Annotated in this window: 27 protein-coding genes; 21 read left to right on the top strand and 6 right to left on the bottom strand. The window is 60.0% G+C overall.

Features of this window, described 5'->3' with window-relative positions; all coding sequences use genetic code 11:
- Positions 1-157: 157 nt before the first annotated feature.
- The 4 genes from CUC44_RS03270 (at position 158) to CUC44_RS03255 (ending at position 4894) form a co-directional block, all read left to right on the top strand.
- Entirely contained in the window at positions 158-1165 is a 1008-nt protein-coding gene (locus tag CUC44_RS03270; protein ID WP_100858566.1) for a Fe(3+) ABC transporter substrate-binding protein, read from the top strand.
- 39 nt (positions 1166-1204) lie between these two features.
- Positions 1205-2830: an ABC transporter permease gene (locus CUC44_RS03265; RefSeq protein WP_100858565.1), complete on the top strand. Its 1626-nt coding sequence runs from the start codon at positions 1205-1207 to the stop codon at positions 2828-2830.
- A 42-nt stretch (positions 2831-2872) separates the two neighbouring features.
- Positions 2873-3910: an ABC transporter ATP-binding protein gene (locus CUC44_RS03260; RefSeq protein WP_100858564.1), complete on the top strand. Its 1038-nt coding sequence runs from the start codon at positions 2873-2875 to the stop codon at positions 3908-3910.
- A gap of 78 nt (positions 3911-3988) precedes the next feature.
- Positions 3989-4894 carry a Dyp-type peroxidase gene (locus CUC44_RS03255; RefSeq protein ID WP_100858563.1) on the top strand — a complete coding sequence of 302 codons (906 nt, stop codon included), beginning with the start codon at positions 3989-3991 and terminating at the stop codon, positions 4892-4894.
- Positions 4895-5086: 192 nt separating this feature from the next.
- On the opposite strand, the gene argR is transcribed toward CUC44_RS03255, so the two are convergent.
- Positions 5087-5557, bottom strand: coding sequence for a transcriptional regulator ArgR (gene argR, locus CUC44_RS03250; protein ID WP_005308670.1), 471 nt, complete (start codon positions 5555-5557; stop codon positions 5087-5089).
- 200 nt (positions 5558-5757) lie between these two features.
- Here argR and CUC44_RS03245 point away from each other — a divergent pair, with 200 nt between their 5' ends.
- The 6 genes from CUC44_RS03245 (at position 5758) to CUC44_RS21220 (ending at position 10742) form a co-directional block, all read left to right on the top strand.
- Positions 5758-6498 carry an ATP-binding cassette domain-containing protein gene (locus tag CUC44_RS03245; protein ID WP_100858562.1) on the top strand — a complete coding sequence of 247 codons (741 nt, stop codon included), beginning with the start codon at positions 5758-5760 and terminating at the stop codon, positions 6496-6498.
- 24 nt (positions 6499-6522) lie between these two features.
- Positions 6523-7263, top strand: a complete 741-nt coding sequence (locus CUC44_RS03240) for a transporter substrate-binding domain-containing protein (protein WP_100858561.1) — start codon at positions 6523-6525, stop codon at positions 7261-7263.
- Positions 7264-7266: 3 nt separating this feature from the next.
- Positions 7267-7917, top strand: coding sequence for an arginine ABC transporter permease ArtQ (artQ, locus tag CUC44_RS03235; RefSeq protein WP_100858560.1), 651 nt, complete (start codon positions 7267-7269; stop codon positions 7915-7917).
- 2 nt (positions 7918-7919) lie between these two features.
- The gene (gene artM, locus CUC44_RS03230; RefSeq protein ID WP_100858559.1) at positions 7920-8582 is read left to right on the top strand and encodes an arginine ABC transporter permease ArtM; all 663 of its coding nucleotides are present in this window, start codon (positions 7920-7922) and stop codon (positions 8580-8582) included.
- A gap of 243 nt (positions 8583-8825) precedes the next feature.
- Positions 8826-9761, top strand: a complete 936-nt coding sequence (gene mdh / locus CUC44_RS03225) for a malate dehydrogenase (RefSeq protein ID WP_100858558.1) — start codon at positions 8826-8828, stop codon at positions 9759-9761.
- Positions 9762-10151: 390 nt separating this feature from the next.
- Positions 10152-10742, top strand: a complete 591-nt coding sequence (locus CUC44_RS21220; RefSeq protein ID WP_100858556.1) for a tetratricopeptide repeat protein — start codon at positions 10152-10154, stop codon at positions 10740-10742.
- A gap of 71 nt (positions 10743-10813) precedes the next feature.
- Here CUC44_RS21220 and hmpA read toward each other — a convergent pair whose 3' ends face one another.
- Positions 10814-12007, bottom strand: coding sequence for an NO-inducible flavohemoprotein (hmpA, locus tag CUC44_RS03210; protein ID WP_100858555.1), 1194 nt, complete (start codon positions 12005-12007; stop codon positions 10814-10816).
- A 110-nt stretch (positions 12008-12117) separates the two neighbouring features.
- Here hmpA and CUC44_RS03205 point away from each other — a divergent pair, with 110 nt between their 5' ends.
- Entirely contained in the window at positions 12118-12585 is a 468-nt protein-coding gene (locus CUC44_RS03205; RefSeq protein WP_100858554.1) for an Rrf2 family transcriptional regulator, read from the top strand.
- A 31-nt stretch (positions 12586-12616) separates the two neighbouring features.
- Here the strand turns inward: CUC44_RS03205 and CUC44_RS03200 are convergent, their stop codons facing one another.
- Positions 12617-13897, bottom strand: coding sequence for an HlyC/CorC family transporter (locus CUC44_RS03200; RefSeq protein ID WP_100858553.1), 1281 nt, complete (start codon positions 13895-13897; stop codon positions 12617-12619).
- Between the two features lie 38 nt (positions 13898-13935).
- Positions 13936-14727 (bottom strand): cytochrome C assembly family protein, encoded by a 792-nt coding sequence (locus CUC44_RS03195; RefSeq protein WP_100858850.1) that lies wholly within the window; start codon positions 14725-14727, stop codon positions 13936-13938.
- A gap of 296 nt (positions 14728-15023) precedes the next feature.
- Between CUC44_RS03195 and ffh the strand changes: the two genes are divergently transcribed.
- The 5 genes from ffh to rplS all read left to right on the top strand — a co-directional run bounded on the left by ffh (position 15024) and on the right by rplS (position 18541).
- Positions 15024-16400, top strand: coding sequence for a signal recognition particle protein (gene ffh / locus CUC44_RS03190; protein WP_100858552.1), 1377 nt, complete (start codon positions 15024-15026; stop codon positions 16398-16400).
- Between the two features lie 182 nt (positions 16401-16582).
- The gene (rpsP, locus tag CUC44_RS03185; RefSeq protein ID WP_100858551.1) at positions 16583-16831 is read left to right on the top strand and encodes a 30S ribosomal protein S16; all 249 of its coding nucleotides are present in this window, start codon (positions 16583-16585) and stop codon (positions 16829-16831) included.
- Positions 16832-16855: 24 nt separating this feature from the next.
- Positions 16856-17377 carry a ribosome maturation factor RimM gene (gene rimM / locus CUC44_RS03180; protein WP_100858550.1) on the top strand — a complete coding sequence of 174 codons (522 nt, stop codon included), beginning with the start codon at positions 16856-16858 and terminating at the stop codon, positions 17375-17377.
- A 34-nt stretch (positions 17378-17411) separates the two neighbouring features.
- Complete coding sequence (trmD, locus tag CUC44_RS03175; RefSeq protein WP_100858549.1) at positions 17412-18161, top strand: tRNA (guanosine(37)-N1)-methyltransferase TrmD; 750 nt, start codon at positions 17412-17414, stop codon at positions 18159-18161.
- 32 nt (positions 18162-18193) lie between these two features.
- Positions 18194-18541 carry a 50S ribosomal protein L19 gene (rplS, locus tag CUC44_RS03170; RefSeq protein ID WP_005313505.1) on the top strand — a complete coding sequence of 116 codons (348 nt, stop codon included), beginning with the start codon at positions 18194-18196 and terminating at the stop codon, positions 18539-18541.
- A 98-nt stretch (positions 18542-18639) separates the two neighbouring features.
- Here the strand turns inward: rplS and CUC44_RS03165 are convergent, their stop codons facing one another.
- Entirely contained in the window at positions 18640-18969 is a 330-nt protein-coding gene (locus CUC44_RS03165) for an isoamylase early set domain-containing protein (protein WP_100858548.1), read from the bottom strand.
- Between the two features lie 83 nt (positions 18970-19052).
- Complete coding sequence (gene mutH / locus CUC44_RS03160) at positions 19053-19727, bottom strand: DNA mismatch repair endonuclease MutH (protein ID WP_100858547.1); 675 nt, start codon at positions 19725-19727, stop codon at positions 19053-19055.
- A 732-nt stretch (positions 19728-20459) separates the two neighbouring features.
- Between mutH and rppH the strand changes: the two genes are divergently transcribed.
- The 5 genes from rppH to CUC44_RS03135 all read left to right on the top strand — a co-directional run.
- Positions 20460-20987 carry an RNA pyrophosphohydrolase gene (gene rppH, locus CUC44_RS03155; RefSeq protein ID WP_025325700.1) on the top strand — a complete coding sequence of 176 codons (528 nt, stop codon included), beginning with the start codon at positions 20460-20462 and terminating at the stop codon, positions 20985-20987.
- A 13-nt stretch (positions 20988-21000) separates the two neighbouring features.
- Positions 21001-23271 carry a phosphoenolpyruvate--protein phosphotransferase gene (ptsP, locus tag CUC44_RS03150; protein WP_100858546.1) on the top strand — a complete coding sequence of 757 codons (2271 nt, stop codon included), beginning with the start codon at positions 21001-21003 and terminating at the stop codon, positions 23269-23271.
- A gap of 84 nt (positions 23272-23355) precedes the next feature.
- A complete protein-coding gene (lgt, locus tag CUC44_RS03145; RefSeq protein ID WP_100858545.1) occupies positions 23356-24183 on the top strand; it encodes a prolipoprotein diacylglyceryl transferase in 828 nt (275 codons plus the stop codon).
- Entirely contained in the window at positions 24180-24974 is a 795-nt protein-coding gene (gene thyA, locus CUC44_RS03140) for a thymidylate synthase (protein ID WP_100858544.1), read from the top strand. Before lgt ends, thyA begins: the two co-directional genes overlap by 4 nt.
- Before the next feature lie 276 nt (positions 24975-25250).
- Positions 25251-25703: Na+/H+ antiporter NhaA (locus CUC44_RS03135; RefSeq protein WP_208621016.1), on the top strand; the 453-nt coding region annotated here is incomplete at its 3' end.

Below are 25703 nucleotides of genomic sequence, written 5' to 3'. Positions count from 1 at the left end.
TTGAGAGACCGGATGGGACACCATCCGGTCCCTTTTGTTTGGTCAATGGTTAAATATGTGATCCTACCTCCTGAAACCGCCTTGATCCCCGTGCCTTACCTCGTGCAAGATGCAAACAAAAATAATTATCAATGACACGCAACACAAGGAACGGACGATGAAAATGAAGATGCTGGCGCTGGCCTTCTCCACCCTGGTCGCCCCGTCGGCCTTTGCCGCCGCAGAAGTGAATGTCTACTCCAACCGCCAGGATGAGCTGATCAAGCCCATCATCCAGCAGTTCGAGAAGGAAACCGGGATCAAGGTCAACGTGGTGTTCGCCAAAGAGGGGCTGAACGAGCGTCTGGAGCGGGAAGGCAAGCTCTCCCCGGCCGACCTGATGCTGACCGTCGACATCAGCCGCCTGACCGATCTGGTGGACAAGGATCTGGTGCAGGCGGTGGACAGCAAGACCCTGCAGCAGAACATCCCCTCCATCTACCGGGATCCGGACAACAAGTGGTTCGCCCTGACCACCCGGGTGCGGGCAATCTATTCCAGCAAGGATCGTCTCGGCAAGCTCGACACCATCCGCTATGAAGATCTGGTGAAGCCTGAATTCAAAGGCAAAATTTGTACCCGCAGCGGCAAGCACGAGTACAACGTGGCCCTGGTCTCCTCCATGATCGCCCATGACGGCATGGCCGACACCAAGACCTGGCTGGAAGGGGTCAAGGCCAACCTGGCGCGCAAGCCCCAGGGCAACGATCGGGATCAGGTCAAGGCGATCAAGGATGGCATCTGTGACGTTTCCCTCGGCAACAGCTACTACCTCGGCGCCATGCTGAAGGATCCGGCGCAAAAATCCTGGGCCGATGCGGTCTACATCAACTTCCCGAACCAGGCCGATCGCGGTGCCCACGTCAACGTGAGTGGCGTGGCCATGACCAAGTACGCCAAGAACAAGGAAGCGGCCCAGAAGCTGATGGAGTTCCTCTCCGGCGACACCGCCCAGCACATGTACGCGGACGTGAACGCCGAGTACCCGGTCAAGGCAGGGGTCGAGCCGTCCGCCATGGTCAAATCCTGGGGCAGCTTCAAGTCTGACGCCCTGCCGGTCAGCGACTATGCCAAGCACCGCAAGGATGCCCTGCAGTTGCTGGATGAAGTGAAGTTCGACCTCTAATCGGATGGGGCCGCTGGCCCCATCAATTTCTGTGATCCCATGAAACATCTAGGTTGGATTGCCGGCAGCTGGGCGAGCGCCTTGCTGCTGGGGTTACCTGTACTCGCCCTCGTCTTCTCCGCCTTCTCGGCGGACGGGGAGCTGTTTTCCCATCTCGCCGATACCGTCTTGCCGGACTACCTCGCCAACACAGCCGGGCTGGTGCTGGCCGTGGTGGGGCTCAGCCTGCTGTTCGGGGTACCTACCGCCTGGCTGGTGGCCATGTGCCAGATGCCGGGGCGCCGTGCCCTGCAGTGGGCGCTGATGCTGCCCATGGCCATGCCCTCTTATATCGTCGCTTACGTCTACACGGATCTGCTGGACTACTCGGGCCCGTTGCAGGCGGGGCTGCGCGCCCTGTTTGGCTGGCAGAGCCCGGCGGATTACTGGTTGCCGGCCATTCGCTCCCTCGGCGGGGCCGCCTGGGTGCTGGCCCTGGTGTTGTTCCCCTATGTCTATCTGCTGGCCCGCGCCTCCTTCCTGGAACAGTCCGTCAGCCTCATCCACTCCAGCCGGCTGCTCGGCTGCACTCCCTGGCAGAGCTTTCGCCGCCTGAGCCTGCCCCTGGCCCGTCCCGCCATCATGGTGGCCGCCTCCCTGGTGGCGATGGAGACATTGGCGGATTTTGCCACCGTCCACTTCTTCGCTGTCAACACGCTCACCACCGCCATCTACGATACCTGGCTCGGCTACGGCAGCCTGGCCACCGCCGCCAAGCTCTCCTGCCTGATGCTGCTGGCTGTGGTGTTGCTGATCGCGCTGGAGCGCCGCTCCCGCAGCCGCCAGCAGGTGTTCCAAAAATCCATGGGTCATGAGGTGCCGCTGCGCTATCCCCTCAAGGGCGGCTGGCGCCTGCTGGCCGGAGTCTGGTGTTGGGGCCTGGTACTGGCAGGCTTCGCCCTGCCGTTCGCCATCCTGCTCGACTACGGGGTGCGCTACTTCGCCCTCTCCTGGACGCCGGAGTTCATCCGCTTCGCCGGCAACAGTTTGGCTATCTCGGCCCTGACCGCCCTGCTCGCCATGGCGGTCGCCCTGCTGCTCGGCTTCAGCCGCCGCCTCGATGGCAGTGCTCGCAGCCTCTTGCCCCTGCGCATCGCCGCCATGGGTTACGCCATGCCGGGCACTGTGCTCGCCATCGGGGTGCTGGTGCCGCTGACGGCGCTCGATTTTGGCATCAATGATTTGGCGCAGTGGCTCGGCATGCAGGGACCGGGTCTGCTGCTGACCGGCACCCTCACCGCCATCGTGTTTGGCTATCTGGTGCGCTTCGTGGCCATCGCCATCGGCTCGGTGGAGAGCAGCATGGGCAAGATCTCCCCGAGCCTGGATCTGGCGGCCCGCTCCCTGGGGCAGGGCACCGGCGGCATGCTGCGGCGGGTACACCTGCCCCTGGTGCGGCGCGGCCTGTTCGCCGGCGCCCTGCTGGTATTTATCGAATCCATGAAGGAGCTGCCCGCCGCCCTGCTGCTGCGCCCCTTCAACTTCGAGACCCTGGCGACCCACGTCTATCAGTTCGTCTCGGACGAGATGCTGGAGCGGGGGGCGCTCGGCGCCATCGTCATCGTACTGGTAGGCCTGGTGCCGCTTATCTGGATCAATCGCAGCCTGGACAGTCAGGGCCACTGAGCCCGCATCCGGCCTGATGTCAAAGAACAAAGGAGACGAGCCTTGTCTTGTCTGAATATCGAGAAGGTCAGCTGCCACTACAACGGCCGGCCCGTGCTGGAGCAACTTTTCCTGCAGGTGGCCGACAACGAGATCGTCTGCCTGCTGGGGGCCAGTGGCTGTGGCAAGACCACCCTGCTCAAGGCCGTGGCCGGCCTGCTGCCGCTGGTTGAGGGGACTATCCGGCTCGGTGATACCCTGCTGGATGGGCCGGGTCAGAGCCTGGCGCCGGAGGCGCGCAACATCGGCATGATCTTCCAGGATTACGCCTTGTTTCCGCACCTGACGGTGGCCGACAACGTCGGCTTCGGGCTGGCACGCCAGCGCCGCAGTGCGCGCCAGCAACAGGTGGAGGAGGCGCTGGCACTGGTCAACCTGCAGGGGCTGGGGGAGCGCTACCCCCATCAGCTCTCCGGCGGCCAGCAGCAGCGGGTCGCCATCGCCCGCGCCCTGGTGTGCAAGCCGCGGCTGATGCTGCTGGACGAGCCCTTCTCCAATATCGACACCCAGGTGCGGATGAAGCTTATCCTCGAGATCCGCGCCCTGCTCAAGCGCCAGGGCATAGGGGCCATCTTCGTCAGCCACAGCAAGGAGGAGGCGTTCGCCTTTGCCGACCGGCTGGCGCTGTTTCGGGCCGGTCGCATCGAGCAGGTGGGGGAGCCGGAGCGGCTCTATCGCCGCCCGCAGAACCGCTTCGTGGCGGAGTTTCTCGGCGGGGTCAACTACCTGGCAGCCGAGGTGGTGGACGGCCACAGCGTGCAGACGGCACTGGGGCGGATCACGGGCCATGAGCCCCATGGCCGGGCCGTCGGTGAGCGGCTGCAGCTGATGCTCAGACCCCAGCAACTGGTGCTGACGGCGGCGCCAGAGGGGAAGCTGGAGGTTCGGGAGCAACAGTTCCTCGGTCACCACTGCCGGGTGCTGGTGGCGTGCGGGGATCAGTTGCTGGAGGCCAGCATTGGGGAGCCGCTGGAGGGGGAGAGGGCGCGAGTCACTGTGGCCCCCCATGCGCTGGTGCTGTTCGACTCTTTGCCCCGATAGCGATGTGAAATCAAGGAATTGACCCGGTTCCGGTTTATAATCCCGCCACGCCTTTAGCCAATGTCTTTGGAGAGAGAAATGAAAGCCCAAGCCGGGATCTGCGCAGAGCCGAATCTGCACGCCCTCTATCTGATGTTCAATCGCACCGGTGACGGCGCCGAGCTGGCGGCCCGTCTGGCCAAGCTGCCCGTGCTGTGGGATGCGGTGAGTGCCGACTTCCCCGACGCCGGTTTCAGCGGCCTGGTGGCCGTGGGCGCCGAAGGCTGGGATGCCATCTATCCGGCCGTCCGTCCGCCCCAGTTCCGTGGCTTCATGGCCCAGTCCGCCAACGGCCAGGAGGCGCCGAACACCCCGTTCGACTTGTTCGTGCAACTGCGCGCCGATCGGGTGGACGTGCTGCATCACGCCGGTCACCGCGTCATGGCGCTGCTGGCGGGTCTGGTGGAGTTGGCCGAAGAGGTGCGGGGTTTCCGCAACCTGGATTACCGGGATCTCACCGGCTTTGTCGATGGCACCGAGAACCCGCAGGATGCGCACAGGGCCGAGGTGGCGCTGCTCGAAGGCGGCGAGTTCGCTGGCGGCTCCTACATCCACGTGCAGCGCTGGGTCCATGCCCTGACCGACTGGCAGAAGCTGGCGACCAAGGAGCAGGAAGACATCATAGGCCGCACCAAGGTCGACAACATCGAATACGAGTCTGCCGACAAGCCGCTCACCTCCCACATCAAGCGGGTCAATCTCAAGACCCCCAAGGGAGAGTCCATGGAGATACTGCGCCAGAGCATGCCCTGGGGCACCATGACTGAGCAGGGGCTCTACTTCATCTCCTGCTGCCGCACTCCCCAACACTTCAACGCCATGCTGGCGAGCATGTACAAGGGGGAGGGCAGTCACTACGATCACCTGCTGCGCTTCACCAAGGCAGTGACTGGAGTGGCACTGTTCGCGCCTTCGCAAGATTTCCTGCTGTCACAGGGTAAATAACAGCACGAACACGCTGCCAAAATGAGCCGAAGCGGGCGGTCTGGTACGGATCTCTGACCCTGTCGGCTCATTGCTGGCGCCGGGTAGCAGATCCCGGATGCCAGTCAGGCCGCCGACAAGGCGCCTAGATAACAAAAATCCCGGCCTAGGCCGGGATTTTTCGTTCAGGTCACAGGCCGGGAGGCCGCCTGATCAGGGGGTCTGTTCGAACAGCTCGAGGGCCGAGAGGTAGAGTTCCTCGATATCGGTGTCGCTGGTCGGGGTGATGAAGATAGTATCATCACCAGCGATGGTGCCGAGGATCCCTTCGGCCTTGCCGAGGGAGTCGAGCAGGCGCGCGATCAGCTGGGCGGCACCGGGACTGGTGTGGATCACCACCAGGGCGCCGTTGTGGTCGACATCCAGTACCAGGTTCTTGAGCGGGCTGGAGGTGGTGGGCACACCCAGTTCCACCGGCAGGCAGTAGACCATCTCCATCTTGGCATTGCGGGTGCGAACGGCGCCGAAGCGGCTCAGCATGCGCGAGACCTTGGATTGGTTGATGTTCTCGAAGCCCATCTCTTGCAAGGCGGTGACTATCTCTGCCTGGGAGCCAAAGCGCTCCTCTTTCAGCAGGGCTTTAAAGGCCTTGGCCAGTTTTTCTTGCTTGTCGTTATGTTTCATCTTGGACTCACGAATGAGGGGTGTGGCCGCCTGTCACGCTCAGGCGGCAGATACGAACAGCGCTGCTATTTTGCATTCATATGCCGGTTTTGGCAAGGAAGCGGCGCTTGTTCTGCATATTGATTCAAATATAGCTTGCATCCACCCAAGTGAGCGTTAGAATCAGGACGAAATTTTGAAAACTTATTCAATTGGGCTGTATGGGTATTGAATTAATCGGCATCGAAAAATCCTGGCACAAGGTGCAGGTACTGCAGCAGGTCAGCTTCAAGACGGCTCCCGGCGAAACCTTGGTATTACTGGGCCCGAGCGGTGCGGGCAAGAGCTCGCTGCTGCGCATGATGAACCTGCTGGACACCCCGGATGCCGGTGTACTGCGCATCGGCGACAGTGAATTTTCTTTCCCGTCCTCCCTGTCCACTGCGCAATTCAATCAGCAGGCCCAGGCCTTGCGCCGCAAGGTGGGCATGGTATTCCAGCAGTACAATCTGTGGCCACACCTGACCGTGATGGAGAACCTGATTGAAGCTCCCATCAAGGTGCTCGGCATGAACCGCGAGGCCGCCATCGAGAAGGGCGCCTACCTGCTGGCCCAGTTGCAGCTCGCCGACAAGCGCGACGCCTGGCCGGCGCGCCTGTCCGGTGGTCAGCAGCAGCGGGTGGCCATCGCCCGTACCCTGATGATGGATCCCCAGGTGCTGCTGTTTGACGAGCCCACCGCGGCGCTCGATCCTGAAATTACCAAAGAGGTGGCGGAGATCATCCGCACCCTGAGCCAGACCGGCATCACCCAGGTGGTGGTGACCCACGAGGTGGAGTTCGCCCGCAAGGTGGCCAGTCAGGTGATCTATCTGGAGAAGGGGCGGATCATCGAGTCCGGTAGCGCCGCCATCTTCCAGGCCCCGCAAACCAGCCGGTTTGCCGAATTCTTGATGCATTGATACTGAATCGATAAGGAAGCTGTCATGAAAAAGAGTCTGTTGTTGGTTGCGGCCATGGGCCTGCTGAGCACTTCAGTGCTGGCCAAGGAGATCAAGTTCGCCACCGAGGCTACCTATGCGCCGTTCGAGTACCTGGACGACAAGAACGAGTTCCAGGGCTTCGACATCGACCTGGCCCGCGCCATCTGCGCCCAGGCCAAGCTGGAGTGCAGCTTCCACAACCAGGCCTTCGACAGCCTGATCCCCAGCCTCAAGTTCCGTCGCTATGACGCCGCCATCGCCGCCATGGACGTGACCCCGGAGCGGGCCGCCCAGGTCGATTTCTCCGACATCTATTACCAGAACTCCGCCGTGTTCGTGGCCAAGAAGGGCGCCTTCAAGGGGCCGGAAGAGATGGTCGACAAGACGGTCGGCGTGCAGAACGGCTCCTCCCACCAGTCCTATCTGGTGGATAACTGGATTGGCAAGGGCCTGCTGACCGTGCCGTACGCCAGCTACCAGAGCGCCTTCCTCGACATGATGAACGGCCGCACTGACGGCGTCTTCGCCGACACCGCCGTCGCCGCCGACTGGCTCAAGCAGCACAAGGAGTACGGTGTGATTGGCGCCCCCGTGACCGACGCCAAGTACTTCGGTACCGGCTTTGGCATCGCTGTGGCCAAGGATAACCAGGAACTCTTGGGTCAACTGAACAAGGGGCTGGCCGAGATCAAGGCCAACGGCACCTATCAGAAGATCTATGACAAATACTTCGCGCAGCAATAAACCATGTTGAGCCTGTTGTTGGACGCAGCCTGGATGACCCTGGGGCTGGCCTTGGCATCACTGGTCGGGGGCATGGTATTGGCGCTGGCGTTCAGCGCCGCCGAGCTCAGCAAGCGCACCTGGTTGGTGTGGCCCGTGGCCACCCTGACCACCTTGATACGCGGTCTGCCCGAGCTGCTGGTGGTGCTGTTCATCTACTTCGGCTCGACCCAGGTGTTGTTCCTCATCACAGGTGAGTATGTGGAGTTCAGCCCGTTCGCCTGCGGCGTGCTGGCGCTCTCCCTGCTGTTTGCCAGCTACGCCACCCAGACTCTGCGGGCGGCGCTCAATGCGGTGCCTTCCGGGCAGCGGCTGGCGGCGCTGGCCCTTGGTCTTGGCCGGGCTCACATCTTCTTTCGCATCGTGCTGCCCCAGGCCTGGCGTCACGCCCTGCCAGGTCTCGGCAACCAGTGGCTGGTGCTGCTCAAGGACACGGCTTTGGTCTCCCTTATCGGGGTGAACGAGATGATGCGCCAGGCGCAGATGGCCTCGGCCAGCACCTATGAACCCTTCACCTGGTATGCCGCCGCGGCCCTCATCTACCTGGCCATCAGCCTGGTGAGTGAATTCGGCCTCAAGCAGGCTGCCCGATATACCCGTCGTTACGGAGGCTGACCATGCAGGACTATCTCATGACCTTGCTGGGTGGACTCGCTATCACACTGCAGCTCACCGCGCTCAGCCTGCTGCTCGGCGTAGTGCTGGCGGCCGGCATGACCTGGGTGCTGGATCGGCGCATCCCGGTGGCGACCCAGCTGGTGCAGCTGTGGGTGCTGATCTTCACCGGCACGCCCCTGCTCATCCAGATCTTCCTCATCTACTACGGGCCGGGTCAGTTCGAGTGGCTCAAAGCCAGCCCGCTCTGGCCGCTGCTCAAACAGCCCTGGTTCTGCGCCGTGCTGGCCCTTGGCTTCAACACCGCGGCCTATTCGACCCGGCTGTTCAAGGGGGCGCTCGATGCCATCCCCGCCGGCGAGGTGGAAGCCTGCCGGGCGCTCGGCTTCTCCGCCGGACAGACCCTGTGGATGAAGGTGCGTCACGCCGCCCGCCGGCTGGTGCCTGCCTACTCGAATGAAGTGATCCTGGTGCTCAAGGGCAGCTCGCTCGCCAGCACCATCACCATCATGGATATCATGGGGCTGGCCCAGCGTCTCAACGCCCAGACCTATGACACCCTGGCGGTGTTCACCGTGGCCGGTGCGCTCTACCTGACCATGAATGGATTGTTAACAATTGGTTTCCGTTGGTGTGAGCGCAGAGCACTGGCGTTTCAGTCCTGATGCAGTCGTAATTACCTCTTAATGGTGAGGATGGCGCAGGAAATCTGTGCCTTTCCTCCCATTTATCGCACATTCCTCTCCTTTTTCATCTCCGCTTGTTCCCTGGCTCACAGAACCTGTGATTACAACTGTTATCAGATTGTTTTTTAGCAGGGGATCCTTTAAGGTGATGCCCACAATAAGAAGCAGTCTTAATCCCAACTAGAAACAACCTTAAACCTACGCTTAAACATGGAGTTGATCATGAAAGTTGCCGTTCTGGGTGCCGCCGGTGGCATCGGCCAAGCCCTCGCTCTGCTGTTGAAAAATCGCCTGCCTGCCGGTTCCGAATTGAGCCTGTATGACATTGCCCCGGTCACCCCGGGTGTTGCAGCCGATCTGAGCCACATCCCGACTGACGTGAAAGTAAAAGGTTTCTGCGGTGAAGATCCGAGCCCAGCTCTGGTCGGCGCCGATGTCGTACTGATCTCCGCCGGCGTGGCTCGCAAGCCCGGCATGGATCGTTCCGACCTGTTCAATATCAACGCCGGTATCGTCAAGAACCTGGTAGAGAAGTGCGCGGCCAGCTGCCCGAAGGCACTGATCGGCATCATCACCAACCCGGTCAACACCACGGTCGCCATCGCCGCCGAAGTGCTGAAGAAGGCCGGTGTCTATGACAAGCGTCGTCTGTTCGGCGTGACCACCCTGGACGTCATCCGTGGCGAGACCTTCGTGGCCGAAGCCAAGGGCCTGAACGTCGACAAGATCCGTGTCAACGTGATCGGTGGCCACAGCGGCGTGACCATTCTGCCGCTGTTGTCCCAGATCGAAGGGGCCAGCTTCACCGCCGAAGAAGCGGCAGCCATGACCAAGCGCATCCAGAATGCCGGTACCGAAGTGGTGGAAGCCAAGGCCGGTGGCGGCTCTGCCACCCTGTCCATGGGTCAGGCGGCTTGCCGCTTCGGCCTGTCCCTGATCAAGGGGCTGCAGGGTGAAGCGAACGTCATCGAGTGCGCCTATGTGGAAGGCAACGGCGAGCACGCCACCTTCTTCGCGCAGCCCATCCTGCTTGGCAAGAACGGTGTTGAAACCGTGCTGGACTACGGCAAGCTGAGCGCCTTCGAGCAAGAGTCCATGAACAGCATGCTGGCCACCCTGAAGGCCGACATCCAGCTGGGCGTCGACTTCGTCAAATAAGTCATCTCGTTCTGTCATAAGGGGAGCTCAGGCTCCCCTTTGTCATTGCCGGGATCTGGCAAGAGGGCTAACGAGATGGGTTCTGCTGCCGATAACAGAGAGCAGCAGGAGATCTCTATGATGAAACCCAGTACCCTCGTCGGCCTTATCTGTTTATGCAGCCTCCCCTTGCAGGGGGCCGAGACGGCATCGTCCGCCTCGCCGACCCAGGTGCCCATGCCCGCCGTTCCTGCCTCAACCCTGGCTCTGGCGGCATCGAGTCCGCTACCAACCCTGGTGACGCCAGCTGCACCCACCGAACCTGCGCCCATAGGACAAGGCATAGCGGCCGCTCCTATACCGGTCGCGCCAACCCTGAAGCCCGCAACCACTGAACCTGCGGCGGCCCCCTTGCCCAAGGCGGCGACGCCAGCGCTTTTAACCACGGGAGAGCTGCAAGCGGTGCCCCTCTATCGGCAGGATGAGTTGCTGAACTGGATTGAACAGGGTCGCCACCTGACCCGGGTGAAGCAGGACAGGTGTCAGTTGACCCAGGACATAGAGGCGCGTGCCTCCGTGATGAAGATCCCCGCCTACCAGTTCCTGTGGGGGGACATGCTGGCCTGGGGCGTCTGCATCAAGCCGGATGCCCAGCTCGGGGTGCAATACATGTGGGAGGCGGCCAATCAGGGGCTGGCGCCAGCCCTTGAGCAACTCGGCCGTTATTACTGGAAGGGGATCCTGGTGCAAAAGGATCTGGTGCGGGCCGAGACCCTGATGCGCGAGGCGGCCAGCCTCGGCTTTCAGCGGGCGCAATTGGAGTGGGTCGAGATGCTGCTGCAAGGCATGGGCAGCCCGCTCGATTACGAGGAGGCCTATCACTGGCTCCATGGCACCGTCATCGGTGACAAAGCCACTCACCAGAAGGCTGCCAGCCTGCTCAGCCGGCTCGGCAATCGCATGCCGGCCAATGCCATCGCGCGGGCCAAGGCGATGCACTGAGCCCGTTTTGATGTGACAAGGCCCACGCAATGCGTGGGCCTTGTTGTATACGGGGGTTGCCTAGCCTGGTATCAGAGGTCCTGATGGGGGCCGAACACCTCGTAATGCATCCTGTCCGCCGGCACGCCCAGGCTGGCCAGCTGGTCTTTCACGGCCTTCATGAAGCCAAGTGGGCCACAGAAGTAGTAGTGGGCATCCGCCGGGATAAGGTCGGTGACCTGCTCAAGGCTCAGAGTGCCGGCAAAGTCATAGTCCCGCCCTGCTACATCCTGCTCCCCAGGGGTGCGATACCAGACCCGGCTCTCCAGTCTGGCGTGTTGCCGGCTCTTGTCCTGGATCTCCTGTTTGAAGGCGTGCAAGGCGCCGTGCTCGCAGGCGTGCAGCCAGCGAACTTCAGCGTCATGACCGTTGGCAAGCAGCTGGTTGAGCATGCTCAGCATGGGGGTGAGACCCACCCCGGCGGAGAGCAAGACCACTGGGGTGGTGCTGCTGGCTTGCAGCACGAAGTCACCGGTCGGCGGCATCAGGGCCACCTCATCCCCCACTTGCAGCACGTCGTGCAGCAGGTTGGAGACCTGGCCCTCTGGCTCGCGCTTGACGCTGATGCGGTAGTCGCGGCCGTTGGGGGCATCGGAGAGGGAGTATTGGCGGATCTCCTGATACTCAAGTTCTGGGTGCGTGAGCTGGATGCTGAGGTATTGGCCCGGTTTGAAGGTGAGCACGGGCTTGCCATCGGCGGGGGTCAGCAGGAAGGAGGTGATGATCTCGCTCTCCTGACGCTTCTCCTTGATGATGAAGGGGCGGGCACCTTGCCAGCCACCGTGCCCGGCGGCGCGCTCCTGATAGATCTCGCTCTCCCGGCCGATGAAGATGCTGGCCAGCACCCCATAAGCCTTGCCCCAGGCATCCAGTACCTCCTCGGTCACCGCGCTACCACCCAATTCTTTGAGCGTGGCCAAGAGATGACTACCCACAATGTGATATTGTTCCGGCTGGATCAGGAAACCCGTGTGTTTGTGGGCGATGCGCTCGACGGCACCGGCCAGGGCTCCCAGGTTGTCGATATTCTTGGCGTAAGCCGCGACTGCATTGAACAGGGCCAGGGGTTGGCCACCGCTGTGCTGGTGCGCCAGGTTGAACACATCCTTCAACTCGGGATTGTGACTGAACATGCGCTGATAGAAGTGCTGGGTGAGGGCAGGGCCCGCCGATTCGAGCAAAGGAATGGTGCTTTTGATGACGGCGATGGTGGCTTGGTCTAACATAGGAGGTCCTTTCTAATTGAACATCTTAAATGTCACTTAATAAGTGGCATCCTAAATGTTTAATTGATCTGGATCAATCATCAATTTCTGCGCTAAGCGCCACAGGCACTATGAGACTGACTAGCTATACCGATTTTGGATTGAGAGCCCTGCTCTATCTGGCCACCCTGCCGGAGGGTGAATTGTCGAGCGTGGCCAAGGTGTCCGCCCTCTATGACGTGTCCCGCAACCACATGGTGAAGGTGGTGAACCAGCTGGTGAAGCTGGGCTATCTGCAGTCCCAGCGTGGCAAGAACGGCGGGATCCGCATGGCCTGCGCGCCGGAAGAGGTGAACATAGGCCAGGTGATCCGGGCACTGGAAGGCAATCTGGATGGTATCGACTGCAACTCGCCGGTGTGCCACATCGTCTCCGTCTGTCTGCTCAAGAGTGCCCTGAAGGAGGCGATGAATGCCTTCCTGGCGGTGATGGATGGCTATACGCTGAAAGACTTGCTGGCCAATCGGGACGAGCTGCAGAGGGTGTTCGGGGAGATGATCCCGACCCTGGTGCTGGAGCCGGACGACGAGAGCGAGTGAGATAAAAAAGGCTGCCATCGGCAGCCTTTTTTCAATCCTCGTAACCCGACTCGTTACGGTATAAATGCGGCATGATCCGCGCCATCTTCACCATGTTGTTCTCCACTTCCAGGATCTCGATGGGATAACCCGCCAGCCTGACGCTGATATTGGGTTGGGGGATCTCCTCCAGGTATTCCAGTAGGGCCCCGTTGAGGGTACGCGGGCCGTCCATGGGCAGATGCCAGTTCATCTCCTTGTTCAGCTCGCGGATGCTGGCCGAGCCTTCCACCAGGAAGGAGCCATCCGGCTGAGGGTGGATCTCGTCGCTCGGCGCCGGTGTCATGGAAGTGGTGAAGTCGCCCACTATCTCTTCGAGAATGTCATCCAGGGTGATCAAGCCCTGAATATCTCCGTATTCATCGACAATCAGCCCGATCCGCTCCTTGTTGCGCTGGAACTTGGCTAGTTGCACGTTGAGGGGCGTCCCCTCGGGAATGAAGTAGATGGGATCCACTTCCCGCAGCAGGCTGGACTTGCTGAACTGATCCTTTGCGACCAGCCTGAGCGCGTCGCGCGCGTGTAAAAATCCGACAACGTCGTCGATGTTGTCGCGATAGAGCAGGATCTTGGTGTGGGCGCAGTGAGCCAGCTGACGCAGTATGGTCTTCCAGTCATCGTTGATGTCGATGGCGTAGATCTCGCTGCGGGGCACCATGATGTTCTCCACCGTCATCTTGTCCAGGTCCAGTATGCTGATGAGCATCTCCTGGTGACGCTGGGGGATCAGGGTGCCCGCCTCGTTGACTATGGTGCGTAGTTCCTCGGTATTGAGGGAGTCATCCTTGCGGTGATCCAGCCGCATCAGTTTGAGCAGCAGGTTGGTGATGCCATTGATGAGCCAGACGAAGGGGGCGAGGGGAACCATCAACCCCTTGAGTACCCAGGAAGCCGGGTAGGCGATGCGCTCCGGAAACATGGCCGCCAGGGTCTTGGGAGTCACCTCCCCGAATACCAACACCACCAGGGTCAGGCCGACGGTGGCGATGGCGACACCGAGGTCCCCGAACAACCGGATGCAGACGATAGTGGCGATGGCGGAGGCCAGGATATTGACCAGGTTATTGCCGATAAGGATGAGACCGAGCAGGCGATCCGGCCGTGCCAGCAGCTTTTCTACCCGGCGGGCGGCCTTGTGTTTGGTCTGGGCAAGATGTCGCAACTTGTAGCGGTTGAGGGACATCAGGCCGGTTTCGGAACTCGAGAAGAAGGCTGACAAGAGGATCAAGATAACGAGAACAATCAGTAATGTGCTCGTTGAGATACTGTCCAAGAGGGGCTCCTGTTGGGTGGTTGGGAGGGTGAGCCTGCTTAGCTCAGCAAGACTTCCTTGACGAAACGACTGCCGAAATAGGCCAGGGTCAGGATGACACTGCCGATGAGACTCAACGTGATGACCTTGCGACCGCGCCAGCCCCGGGTGTGATGGCCCCACAGCAGGAAGGCGTAGACGCACCAGGCCAGGATCGACAGCACCGCCTTGTGGGACTTGCCCTGGGCGAACATGTCTTCGAGGAAGAACAGGCCGGAGGCGATGGAGAGAGTGAGCAGGAACAGACCGGCCGAGATGAGCTGGAACAGGCGTCTTTCCACCGTCATCAGGGGTGGCATGGCAGGCAAATGACTGATCTTGCGGGATTTAAGCTGTCTGTCCAGACACGCAAGCTGAAGGGCGAACAGGCAGGCGATCATCAGCACCGAATAGGCCATCAGGGCCAGCCCTATGTGCAGCAGCAACTGGGGATGGGCTTCCAGGTGAGTGATGTAGCGGCCCGGAATAAGTGCGCTTGCCGCCAGCAACAGGGCGGAGAAGCTGTACACCACGGGCAGCAGGATCCAGCCGTTGAAGCGGCGGGTGACGCAGGTCATGAAGCCGCTGATGATGAGGCTCACCAGGGAGGCGACGTTCAGCATGCTGAGATTCTGGCCGGAATGGGTGGCCAGCACCTCGCTGCCTACCGCGACACCGTGGGCGACCAGGGCCAGGCTGACACTGGCGAACAGCGGTACCTGCCCGACGGGCTTGGCGCTGAGCAGCAGGTGCAGAGAGGCGATGATGGCCAGCAGGTAAAACGCCAGGGCCAGGACTGAGATCACGATCATAACCAGGTCGTTGTTGAGCAAGCTTTATGGAATAAGAGAGGCAGTATACCTTGCACAAGATATGCTCGCCAGTTGTGCCAGCGGCTAACTGCCCATATATAAGTAGCAAGTCGCCACCTCCTGGGGTAAGCGCATCATCCTCTGGGGCCGTCTCACGCCGACTGAGGTATAATGCCCCCATTTGTGACACCCCCGTTTCGATGGCGGGTGGCCGCTTCTTGCGGTGAATAATCGTCCTCATAGTGCTGACTGGGGTATAATGCCCCCAATTGTTACGCCAAGAACCGGAATGCGTCATGTTTGAGAATTTGACTGAACGACTCTCGCGCACCCTGCGCAATGTCAGTGGCCGTGGTCGACTGACGGAAGAGAATATCAAGGAAACCTTGCGTGAAGTACGCATGGCGCTGCTCGAGGCGGACGTCGCCCTGCCGGTCGTGCGTGACTTCGTGGCGCGGGTCAAGGAGCGGGCGGTCGGCCAGGAAGTGGCCAAGTCCCTGAGCCCAGGTCAGGCCTTCATCAAGATAGTGCATGGCGAGCTGGTCTCTGTCATGGGCGAGGCGAACGAGCAGCTCAATCTGGCCGCCCAGCCGCCAGCCATCATATTGATGGCGGGTCTGCAGGGTGCCGGTAAGACCACCACAGTAGCTAAACTGGCCAAGCTGCTCAAAGAGCGCAGCAAGAAGAAGGTGCTGGTGGTCAGTGCGGACGTCTATCGTCCGGCGGCGATCAAGCAGCTGGAAACCCTGGCCGGCGACATCGGGGTGGACTTCTTCCCGAGCGACGTGACCCAGAAGCCGGTGGCCATCGCCACCGCCGCCATCGATCAGGCACGCAAGAAATTCTACGATGTGGTGATCGTCGATACCGCCGGTCGTTTGCACGTCGATGGCGAGATGATGGCGGAGATCCAGGATCTGCACGCCACCATCAAGCCCATCGAGACCCTGTTCGTGGTGGATGCCATGACGGGTCAGGATGCGGCCAATACCGCCAAGGCGTTCAACGAGGCGCTGCCGCTCACCGGTGTCATCCTCACCAAGGCGGACGGCGACGCCCGCGGCGGTGCCGCCCTCTCCGTGCGCCACATCACCGGCAAGCCGGTCAAGTTCATCGGTATGGGCGAGAAGACCGACGCGCTGGAGCCCTTCCATCCGGACCGGCTCGCGTCCCGCATTCTCGGCATGGGGGATGTGCTCTCCCTCATCGAGGAGGTGGAACGTACCGTCGACAAGGAGAAAGCCGCCAAGCTGGCCAGCAAGGTCAAGAGTGGCAAGGGCTTCGATCTGGAAGACTTCCGTGAGCAGCTGGCCCAGATGCGCAACATGGGTGGCATGATGGGCATGCTCGACAAGCTGCCCGGCATGTCCGGTTTGCCGGACAACGTGAAGGATCAGATGGATGACAAGCTCACCGTGCGGATGGAAGCTATCATCAGCTCCATGACCCCGAAGGAGCGTGCTCATCCCGATCTCATCAAGGGCTCCCGCAAGCGCCGCATCGCGGCCGGTTCCGGCATGCAGGTGCAGGACGTGAACAAGTTGCTCAAGCAGTTCACCGAGATGCAGCGCATGATGAAGAAGATGTCCGGCAAGGGCGGCATGCGCAAGATGATGGGGCAGATGAAGAACATGCTGCCACCCGGATTCGGCGGCGGTCGCGGCCCCTTCTGATAACCAGACCACGACAGACAGCTCAAGGGCTCACCACAGGTGGGCCCTTTCCATGCTTGGCCTGCGCAAAAAATGGCTGGCTTGGTTGCAATTATTACGAATCCAAGTAGAATTACGCGGCTTATTTTAAGCTAGGGTCCGCGTTTTGCGGGCCTTGTTCATTAGATGTTTATGAGGACGATATGGTAACCATTCGTTTACAACGTGGTGGCGCGAAAAAGCGTCCGTTTTACCAGGTAGTAGTTACTGACAGCCGTAACGCCCGTGACGGTCGTTTCATCGAGCGCGTTGGTTTCTTCAACCCGGTTGCTGCTGGTAACGCTGAGAAGCTGAACCTGGACCTGGCTCGTATCGAGCATTGGGTTGCTACTGGTGCCGCTGTTTCTGACCGCGTTGCCAAGCTGATCAAAGACGCTGCTAAAGCTGCTTAATCAGCCAAACGGTAGGGAGTTAAGGTGGAAAAACCTGTAGTTCTGGGCACCCTGGGCACCGTTTACGGTATCAAGGGCTGGCTTAAAGTGAACTCCTTCACCGATGTTGCCGAAGCGATTTTCGATTACAACCCCTGGATGATTCATCAGAACGGGGTGTGGCGTGAGATTCAGGTTTCGGCCTGGAAGCGTCACAACAAGGGTCTGATCTGCAAGCTCGATGGTATCGATGTGCGCGAGGATGCCCTGGCATTGACCAATGTCGAGATTGGCGTAGCCGCCGATCTGTTGCCTGCGTTGCCTGAAGGTGAGTTCTACTGGCGTGACCTGATTGGTTGCTCCGTCAAGACCACCAAGGGATACGACCTGGGCAAGGTGACCGAATTGATGGAAACCGGCTCCAACGATGTGTTGGTGGTTGAGGCCAATGTAAAAGATGCCTTTGGTGCGAAGGAGCGGTTGATTCCGTTCCTGGAAGAGCAGGTGATCAAGCATATTGATCTGACTGCTCGAACAATCGAAGTTGATTGGGATCCTGGTTTCTAGTTTCCCGCGCTAACACGGGTGCCGGAGGTTTCTTATGTGGATTGGGGTGATTAGCCTCTTCCCGGAAATGTTCCGAGCCATTACCGAGCACGGGGTAACGGGTCGGGCCGTCAAGAGTGGCCTGCTGCAGATTGAGTGCTGGAACCCCCGGGACTTCACCCACGACAAACACCGTACGGTCGATGATCGTCCTTATGGTGGTGGGCCCGGCATGTTAATGATGGTTCAGCCGCTGCGTGATGCGATTCACACAGCCAAGCAAGCGGCGGGAGACGGGGCGAAAGTCATCTATCTCTCTCCTCAGGGGCGCAAGCTGACTCAAGCGGGCGTAACCGAGTTGGCGACGAATCAGAAACTGATTCTGGTAGCCGGTCGATACGAAGGTATCGATGAACGCGTGATACAAACCGAAGTCGACGAAGAGTGGTCTATCGGAGATTACGTGTTAAGTGGTGGCGAGTTGCCTGCCATGACCCTGATCGATGCGGTTTCGCGTCTGGTCCCAGGGGTCTTGGGTGATCAGGCCAGTGCCGAGCAGGACTCCTTCACGGATGGCCTGCTGGATCATCCCCACTACACTCGGCCGGAGTTGTTGGATGGATTGGCGGTGCCCGAGGCGCTGACAAGCGGCAATCACGAAGTGATTCGGCGCTGGCGACTCAAGCAATCGCTCGGACGAACCTGGCAGAGAAGGCCGGAACTTATTAACAACCTAGCTCTGACTGACGAGCAAGAATCACTTCTTGCCGAGTATGTCCGCGAAGTGCGTGACATCGTTAAGTAGAGTTTTCAGTTTATCCTAGGTAAGGAAAGACAATGAGCAAGATTATTCAGCAGCTTGAACAAGAGCAACTGCGTACCGACATCCCGGCATTTGCCCAGGGCGACACCGTACGTGTTCAAGTTCGTGTTAAAGAAGGTGGTAAAGAGCGTCTGCAGGCTTTCGAAGGCATCGTCATTGCCAAGCGTAACCGCGGTCTGCACTCTGCTTTCACCGTTCGCAAGATCTCCAACGGCGAAGGTGTTGAGCGTGTATTCCAGACTCACTCTCCGCTGATCCACAGTGTAGAACTGAAGCGTCGTGGTGATGTTCGCCGCGCCAAACTGTACTACCTGCGCAACCTGTCCGGCAAAGCTGCTCGTATCAAAGAGAAGCTCAACTAATTCGATTCGAATTGGTGTCGGTATGTCGACGAATAGCTCGACAGGTAGTGAAAAGGCTCGCCAATGGCGAGCCTTTTTTGTATCCGTTATCCGACGCTTCAGGCGGGCTGACTGACCCGCACCACGGAATTGTCCCGCCCGAACGGACCGGGGACATAGTCATCCGCCGCCCAGTCGTTATCGTAGTGAGTCTCTCCCCCCGGCTTCACCAGCTGATAGCAAAACTCGAAATGGCTGGGACCATCTGTGGGCAGATTGAGGGTCGCCTTGAATTCCCCGCTCTTCATTCGTTTGAGTTCGATGGGTTGCCACTGGCTGAACTCCCCCAGCAGCAAGACCTGTTCGGCCTCGCCCGCGGCCTCTTTTTCCACTGCAAAGGTCACCTTGACCTCGGGACGGGACTTGAGAAACTGCTTGTTGATCGGCATGTAGCCTCCTTGTCACTGACTGCGAAGAAAACGCTGTTGGTTATTTTTATATCACCTTATGACAAGGATGTTGATAGCGGAGATCAAACGGGGAGGGCGAAGTGGCGTAGCAGCAGTTGATGGGTGAAGTCGATCTTGAGGTAGAAGCCCCGTGGCAGGGTCTGGATCGGCTGGCCGTTGCGACCGATGGCGCGGGTCAGCGCCTTGCTGTTCGCCGCCTTGGGCCTGAGTTGCATGACCTGGCCGTGGCGGGCACTGATCTGCTCAACTTCCCCCAGCACTATCATGTCCATCAGCTCCTCCCAGTCCTGGCGCAGCAGGTTGTCCTCCTCCTCGCTCGGGCTCCACAGCAGCGGCATGCCGACCCGGCGCTCCCCTATGGGGATCTCGCGGCTGCCTTCCACCGGGATCCAGAGCACCCGTGACAGCTTGTTGCGCACGTTTGACTCTTCCCAGCGCAGACCACTGATGCCGATGAGGGGAGCGACGCAGACGAAGGTGGTTTCGAGCGGCTTGCCTTGGGGATCGACCGGGATCGTCTTGAGCTCTATGCCGAGATCCGGGAAATCCTGCTCCGGCTTGCTGCCCGCGCTGGCCCCCAGTTGCCACTCGATCAACTGGCCGATCCAGCCCTTGTCCCGCCGCAGATCCCGCGGCACCGGGATCCCGGCATCCGCGGCGAGCTGGGCCAGGGGGAGGCCTGCTATGGCATAGGCACGGGCCAGCAACTCCTGCTCTGACTGGGGACTGATGGGCATAGCGGGCTCCTTGAGGTGAGATGAGTGTGGCAAGTCTGCTCCTGGCGCAGGATCGTTGTTTTTATAACCGATCCTCGGCCGACTATACACAGGGCGAGGGGAACTGCCATTTTTCATCTATGGCAATGATTTTAAAAGAATTTGGCATTTTTATCCAGCGCAGGGAGGCGAAGGATCCGGGTTGAAATGAGTTGTCCAAGGGTTTGGCCTTGCTGTTGCACATAGTTATCCACAGAAATCTTGGATAACTGACCTAAAGCGCTGATAGTGGGGTCGTGAGTGGAAATAAATGTGAGAGTCCGCCGATTTTTCTCGCCATATCGGTGCAGATAATGCGCCAAGCTTGTGGATAAACTAGCCTTGGTGGATCTTTGAGCAGTGGAACTTGTTCACAATTGACGGCCAGGATCCTCTGGGCCAAAAGACATGGATCTTGATCCAGCATTTAAATATTAACTATATGTATTTAAATGAATATTTTGTTTTGTTCTGAATCGGGTATGATGAAGGCTGATTTGGTACCCCGGTATGAAACTACTGTATATACCCGTTTGATCACAGGCTTATACACAGTCTGGGTGGGCAACTCCTGAGGGCGGATCTGCGAATTTGTTTATAACTTAGCTTGAAATGGCAAGTTATTCATGAATGCAAGATGACAGTCCTTGTTTGCCGCCACGGGGTGAATGTGGAACAATCTCTTTATAGATTCAGCCTTTATATGGTGATCACGTGATAGATGGTGACGGATTTCGTCCCAATGTCGGCATCGTGATCTGTAACCGTGACGGACAAGTATTGTGGGCTAAGCGCTATGGGCAGCACTCCTGGCAGTTTCCGCAGGGGGGGGTTGATGATGGTGAATCGCCGGAACAGGCCATGTATCGTGAGCTATACGAGGAGATAGGCCTCAAGCCCGAGGACGTGACCATATTGGCGACCAGCCGCAACTGGCTGAAGTACCGCTTACCCAAACGACTCGTTCGCTGGGACAGTTCACCGGTCTGTATTGGCCAAAAGCAGAAGTGGTTTTTGTTACAGCTCGATCCTGGCAAAGAGTCCAGGATCCAGTTCGGCTGTCATGGTCATCCGGAATTTGATGATTGGCGTTGGGTCAGCTTCTGGTACCCGGTGCGTCAGGTCGTCTCGTTCAAGCGGGAAGTGTACCGCCGGGTGATGAAGGAGTTTGCCCCGCTGGCCATGCCGGTGCCGGTGGTGCAGGTTAATCGAAAGGATGGGCGGCGTAACCGCTCTCGTTAAGGAGCACTGCTAGTTGCTGACGGAACTCAGACGCATCGTCGAAAGCATGGCCGAGGCCAATACCCTCGAGCAAGCCTTGCAGGCATTGGTGAGCCAGACCCGGCTCGCCATGACGGTGAACTGCTGCTCCGTGTACGTGGCAGAGCCCGAGATGCGCCGCTATCGGTTGGCGGCGACCGATGGCCTGGCCGAATCGGCGGTGGGCAAAGCCACCCTGCCGTTCGAGCAGGGCATCGTCGGCCTGGTGGGTCAGCGCGAAGAGCTGATCAACCTGGCCGACGCCCCCTCCCACCCGAGTTTCAAATTCCTGCCCGACGTGGCCGAAGAGGCGTTTCGTTCCTTTCTCGGCGCTCCCATCATGCATCAGCGCCAGGTGGTGGGTGTCCTGGTGGTGCAGCAGCGGGAGAGCCGGCTGTTCGATGAGGGGGAAGAGTCCTTCATGGTCACCCTGGCGGCCCAGCTGGCGGGGCGCATCGCCCAGGCCCAGGCCAAGGGCTGGTTGCAGAAGACCGACTGGAGCAAGCCCCTGCGCGGCATCGCCGGCGCCAGTGGCATCGCCATCGCCAAGGCCTGGGTATGGCGCCCGCGCAAGGCGCTCAACTCCATTACCCCCCGTAAAGACGAAGATCATGGCAAACAGCTGGCGCGACTCGATCTCGCGGTAGAAGAGGTGCGCCACGATCTGGAGAGCCTGGCCCTGCGCTTTCGCGAGAGCTACAGCCAGGACTCGGTCGCCATCTTCGACATCTATCTGCACCTGCTGGACGATCCCGGCTACATCAAGCCCATTCGCAACAAGGTCGGCAAGGAGCACTGGACCGCTATCTCCGCGGTCAAGCTCATCAGCGATCGGTTGATCGAACAGTTCAAGGGGATGAAAGACCCTTACCTGCGCGAGCGCGCCGCCGATGTGAAAGACATAGCCCAGCGCCTCATCAGCCGGCTGGTGCAGGACGAGCCGGAGCAGCTCACCATAGGGGAGCCCGTGGTGCTGGTCGCCGACGAGGTGACCGCCACCATACTGGCCGAGATCCCGCGTGAATTCCTGAGCGGGGTGGTGTCGCTGAAGGGGGGTACCAACTCCCACGCCGCCATCCTGGCGCGCGCCATGGGGGTGGCGGCCATCATGGGGGTGGATCTGCCCCTTGGCGACATAGGCGGTCGCACCCTGGTGGTGGATGGCTACAGCGGCGATCTCTTCATCGAACCCAATCAGGTGATCCTGACCGAGTACCGGCAACTGCTCAATGAGGAGCGGGCGCTCGATACCCTGGTGCGCAGCGTCGACAACCAGCCTTCCGAGACCGCCGACGGCACCAAGGTGTCCCTGCTGCTCAACGCAGGCCTCAGCGCGGACACCGAGATCTCCCTCAATCATCTGGCGGACGGGGTCGGGCTCTATCGCACCGAGATCCCCTTCATGCTGCAGGAGAGCTTCCCCTCCGAGTGGGAGCAGACTGCCCGCTATCGCGGCATCCTGGAAACCTACCGGGATCGCCCCGTTTGTATGCGCACCCTGGACGTGGGGGGAGATAAACAACTGCCTTACTTCCCCATCGTGGAGGAAAATCCTTTCCTTGGTTGGCGGGGGATCCGCCTCACCCTGGATCACCCCGAACTCTTCCTGGTGCAGCTCAAGGCCATGCTCAGAGCGAGCGAAGGGCTGGACAATCTGGCCATCATGCTGCCGATGATCAGCAGCGTGGGGGAAATACGGGCATCGCGCCGGCTGCTGGATCAGGCCTGGCGAGAAGTGTCGGAAGAGGCGGCCAGCCGCAATGCCCTGATCCGCTACCCAAGCCTGGGTGTCATGATAGAGGTGCCGTCCGCCCTCTATATTCTGCCGGAGATGGCGCCCCTCATCGATTTCTGGTCCGTGGGCAGCAACGATCTGACCCAGTACCTGCTGGCGGTGGATCGCAACAACGCTCGGGTCGCCAACATCTATGATGCCTTCCATCCAGCTGTGATCCGCGCCCTGCAACTGCTGGTCGATGCGTCCCATCAGTATCAGAAACCCGTCTCAGTGTGCGGCGAGCTGGCCGGGGATCCGGTCGGCGTACTCTTGCTGCTGGCCATGGGCTATCGTCGTTTCAGCATGAATACCCACAACATCTCCCGCATCAAATACGTGCTGCGCCAGTCTAACCTCGATGAGCTGACCGCACTGCTGGCCGATGGCCTCAAGCACGACAACCCCCATGTGCTGCGCGGCCTGTTTGCCCGCTATCTGGAAGAACATGGCCTTGGCGGTTTGCTACGGGCTGGCCACAAAGCGAAATAGGCCGATTGATAATCATGCCTTGTCCCTGCTGACGAATGATCGGAGAATGCGGCTTTTCTCATTTCTCATGATTGGGGCCGCACGATGCAGCACGATGGATATTGGGTTTTCTCGCAGATTGATCCCGTAGCATTCAGTTTGGGACCGCTGTCGGTACGCTGGTATGGTCTCATGTACCTGTTTGGTTTCGCCTTCGCCATGTGGCTGGCCGGGCGTCGCGCCGATGCGCCAAACAGTGGCTGGACCCGCAACGAGGTGTCGGATCTGCTGTTTTACGGCTTCCTCGGGGTGATCCTGGGTGGTCGGGTCGGCTACGTGCTGTTCTACAACTTCGATCTCTTCCTGGCAGATCCCCTCTACCTGTTCAAGATCTGGACCGGTGGCATGTCGTTCCACGGCGGCCTCATCGGGGTCATCACCGCCATGATCTGGTTTGCTCACAAGACCAAGCGTCACTTCTTCACCGTCGCAGATTTTGTGGCACCGCTCATCCCGTTCGGTCTGGGGGTCGGTCGCATCGGCAACTTCATGAACGGCGAGCTGTGGGGCCGGGTCACCGACGTGCCCTGGGCCATCATCTTCCCGGAGGCAGGCCCGGAGCCGCGCCATCCTTCCCAGCTCTATCAGTTCGCCCTGGAAGGGGTGGTGCTGTTCATCATCCTCAACCTGTTCTGGCGCAAGAATCCGCCCCGTGGCGCCATCTCCGGCATGTTCCTGCTGTTCTATGGCCTGTTCCGCTTCCTGGTGGAGTTCGTGCGCCAGCCGGACAGCCAGCTTGGTCTCTACTTCCATGAGATCAGCATGGGCCAGATCCTCTCCACTCCGATGATCATCATCGGCGCCATCATGATCTGGGTTGCCTACAAGCGTCCGCAGCTGTTTGGTAATGCCGTGAAGGAGGTCAAGTCATGAGGGCTTATCTCGATCTGATGCAGAAGATCCTGGATGAGGGGACAGCCAAATCCGACCGTACCGGCACCGGGACTGTTTCATTGTTTGGCCATCAGATGCGCTTCAACCTGGCCGAGGGGTTCCCCCTGGTCACCACCAAGAAATGCCACCTGAGATCCATCATTCACGAGCTGCTCTGGTTCCTCAACGGTGACACCAACACCGCCTACCTGAAGGAGCACGGCGTCAGCATCTGGGATGAGTGGGCCGACGAGCACGGCGATCTGGGGCCTGTCTACGGCGCCCAGTGGCGCTCCTGGCCGGCGGCCGATGGCACCGTCATCGACCAGATCCAGAAGGCGCTGGACGACATCAAGCACAACCCGGATTCGCGCCGCATCATAGTCTCGGCCTGGAACGTGGGTGAGCTGGACAAGATGGCGCTGGCCCCCTGCCACGCCTTCTTCCAGTTCTACGTGGCGGATGGCAAGCTCTCCTGCCAGCTTTATCAGCGCAGCTGCGACGTCTTCCTCGGCCTGCCGTTCAACATCGCGAGCTACGCCCTGCTGACTCACATGGTGGCCCAGCAGTGCGATCTGGCGGTGGGGGACTTCGTCTGGACCGGCGGCGACGTGCATCTTTACTCGAACCACATGGAGCAGACGGCGCTGCAGCTCAGCCGCGAGCCGCGTCCCCTGCCGACCCTGGTGATCAAGCGCAAGCCGGACTCCCTCTTCGACTACCAATTCGAGGACTTCGAGATCCAGGGCTATGATCCCCATCCCGGCATCAAGGCGCCGGTCGCCATCTGACCCCTCATCCGACAGCAGGGGCTGGGCCGACACCCTCCTATCGAAAGGCGCCTGTGGGCGCCTTTTTCAGGCCCGTTTTCGACCCCCAAACCAGAATATCTATGCGTTTTAGTGAATATCGGCGAGACAGAGAAAAGCCAGTGAAACCCTGCTTATAGCAGAGCCGATCGATTTTGCCTTCGGTTTTTCCGTTGTTAACGGCAATTAGAAACGATTTTTCATTGGCTCACTCCGACTCTAGACTGAAAAAAATGCAATATTACGGACAGTCAGACCATGAGTGATGTATTCAAGCGATTTCTCAAACTGGAGTCAGCCTCCGGCATAATCTTGATCCTGGCCGCCTTGCTGGCCATCGCTTTGGCCAACTCGGCGCTGGCGGAGTATTACCAGAGCTTCCTCAACACCCAGGTGCAGATGCGCATCGGTGCCCTCGACATCGACAAGCCGTTGCTGCTCTGGATCAACGACGGCTTCATGGCAATCTTCTTCCTGCTGGTCGGGTTGGAAGTGAAACGCGAGCTGCTGGAGGGGGCGCTCTCGTCCCGGGTGCAGGCCACCTTCCCGGCCATCGCCGCCGTGGGCGGCATGCTGGCCCCGGCGCTCATCTACGCCTTCTTCAACTACGACGATGAAGTGACCCGGGCCGGCTGGGCCATTCCGGCCGCCACCGACATCGCCTTCGCCCTCGGGGTGATGGCGCTGCTGGGCAAGCGGGTGCCGACCAGC

This window comes from Aeromonas lusitana (assembly GCF_002812985.1).
In the GTDB taxonomy this organism is placed as follows: Bacteria; Pseudomonadota; Gammaproteobacteria; order Enterobacterales; family Aeromonadaceae; genus Aeromonas; species Aeromonas lusitana.
Note: the sequence above shows the minus strand (reverse complement) of the source record. Positions and strands in the feature narration are given on the sequence as shown.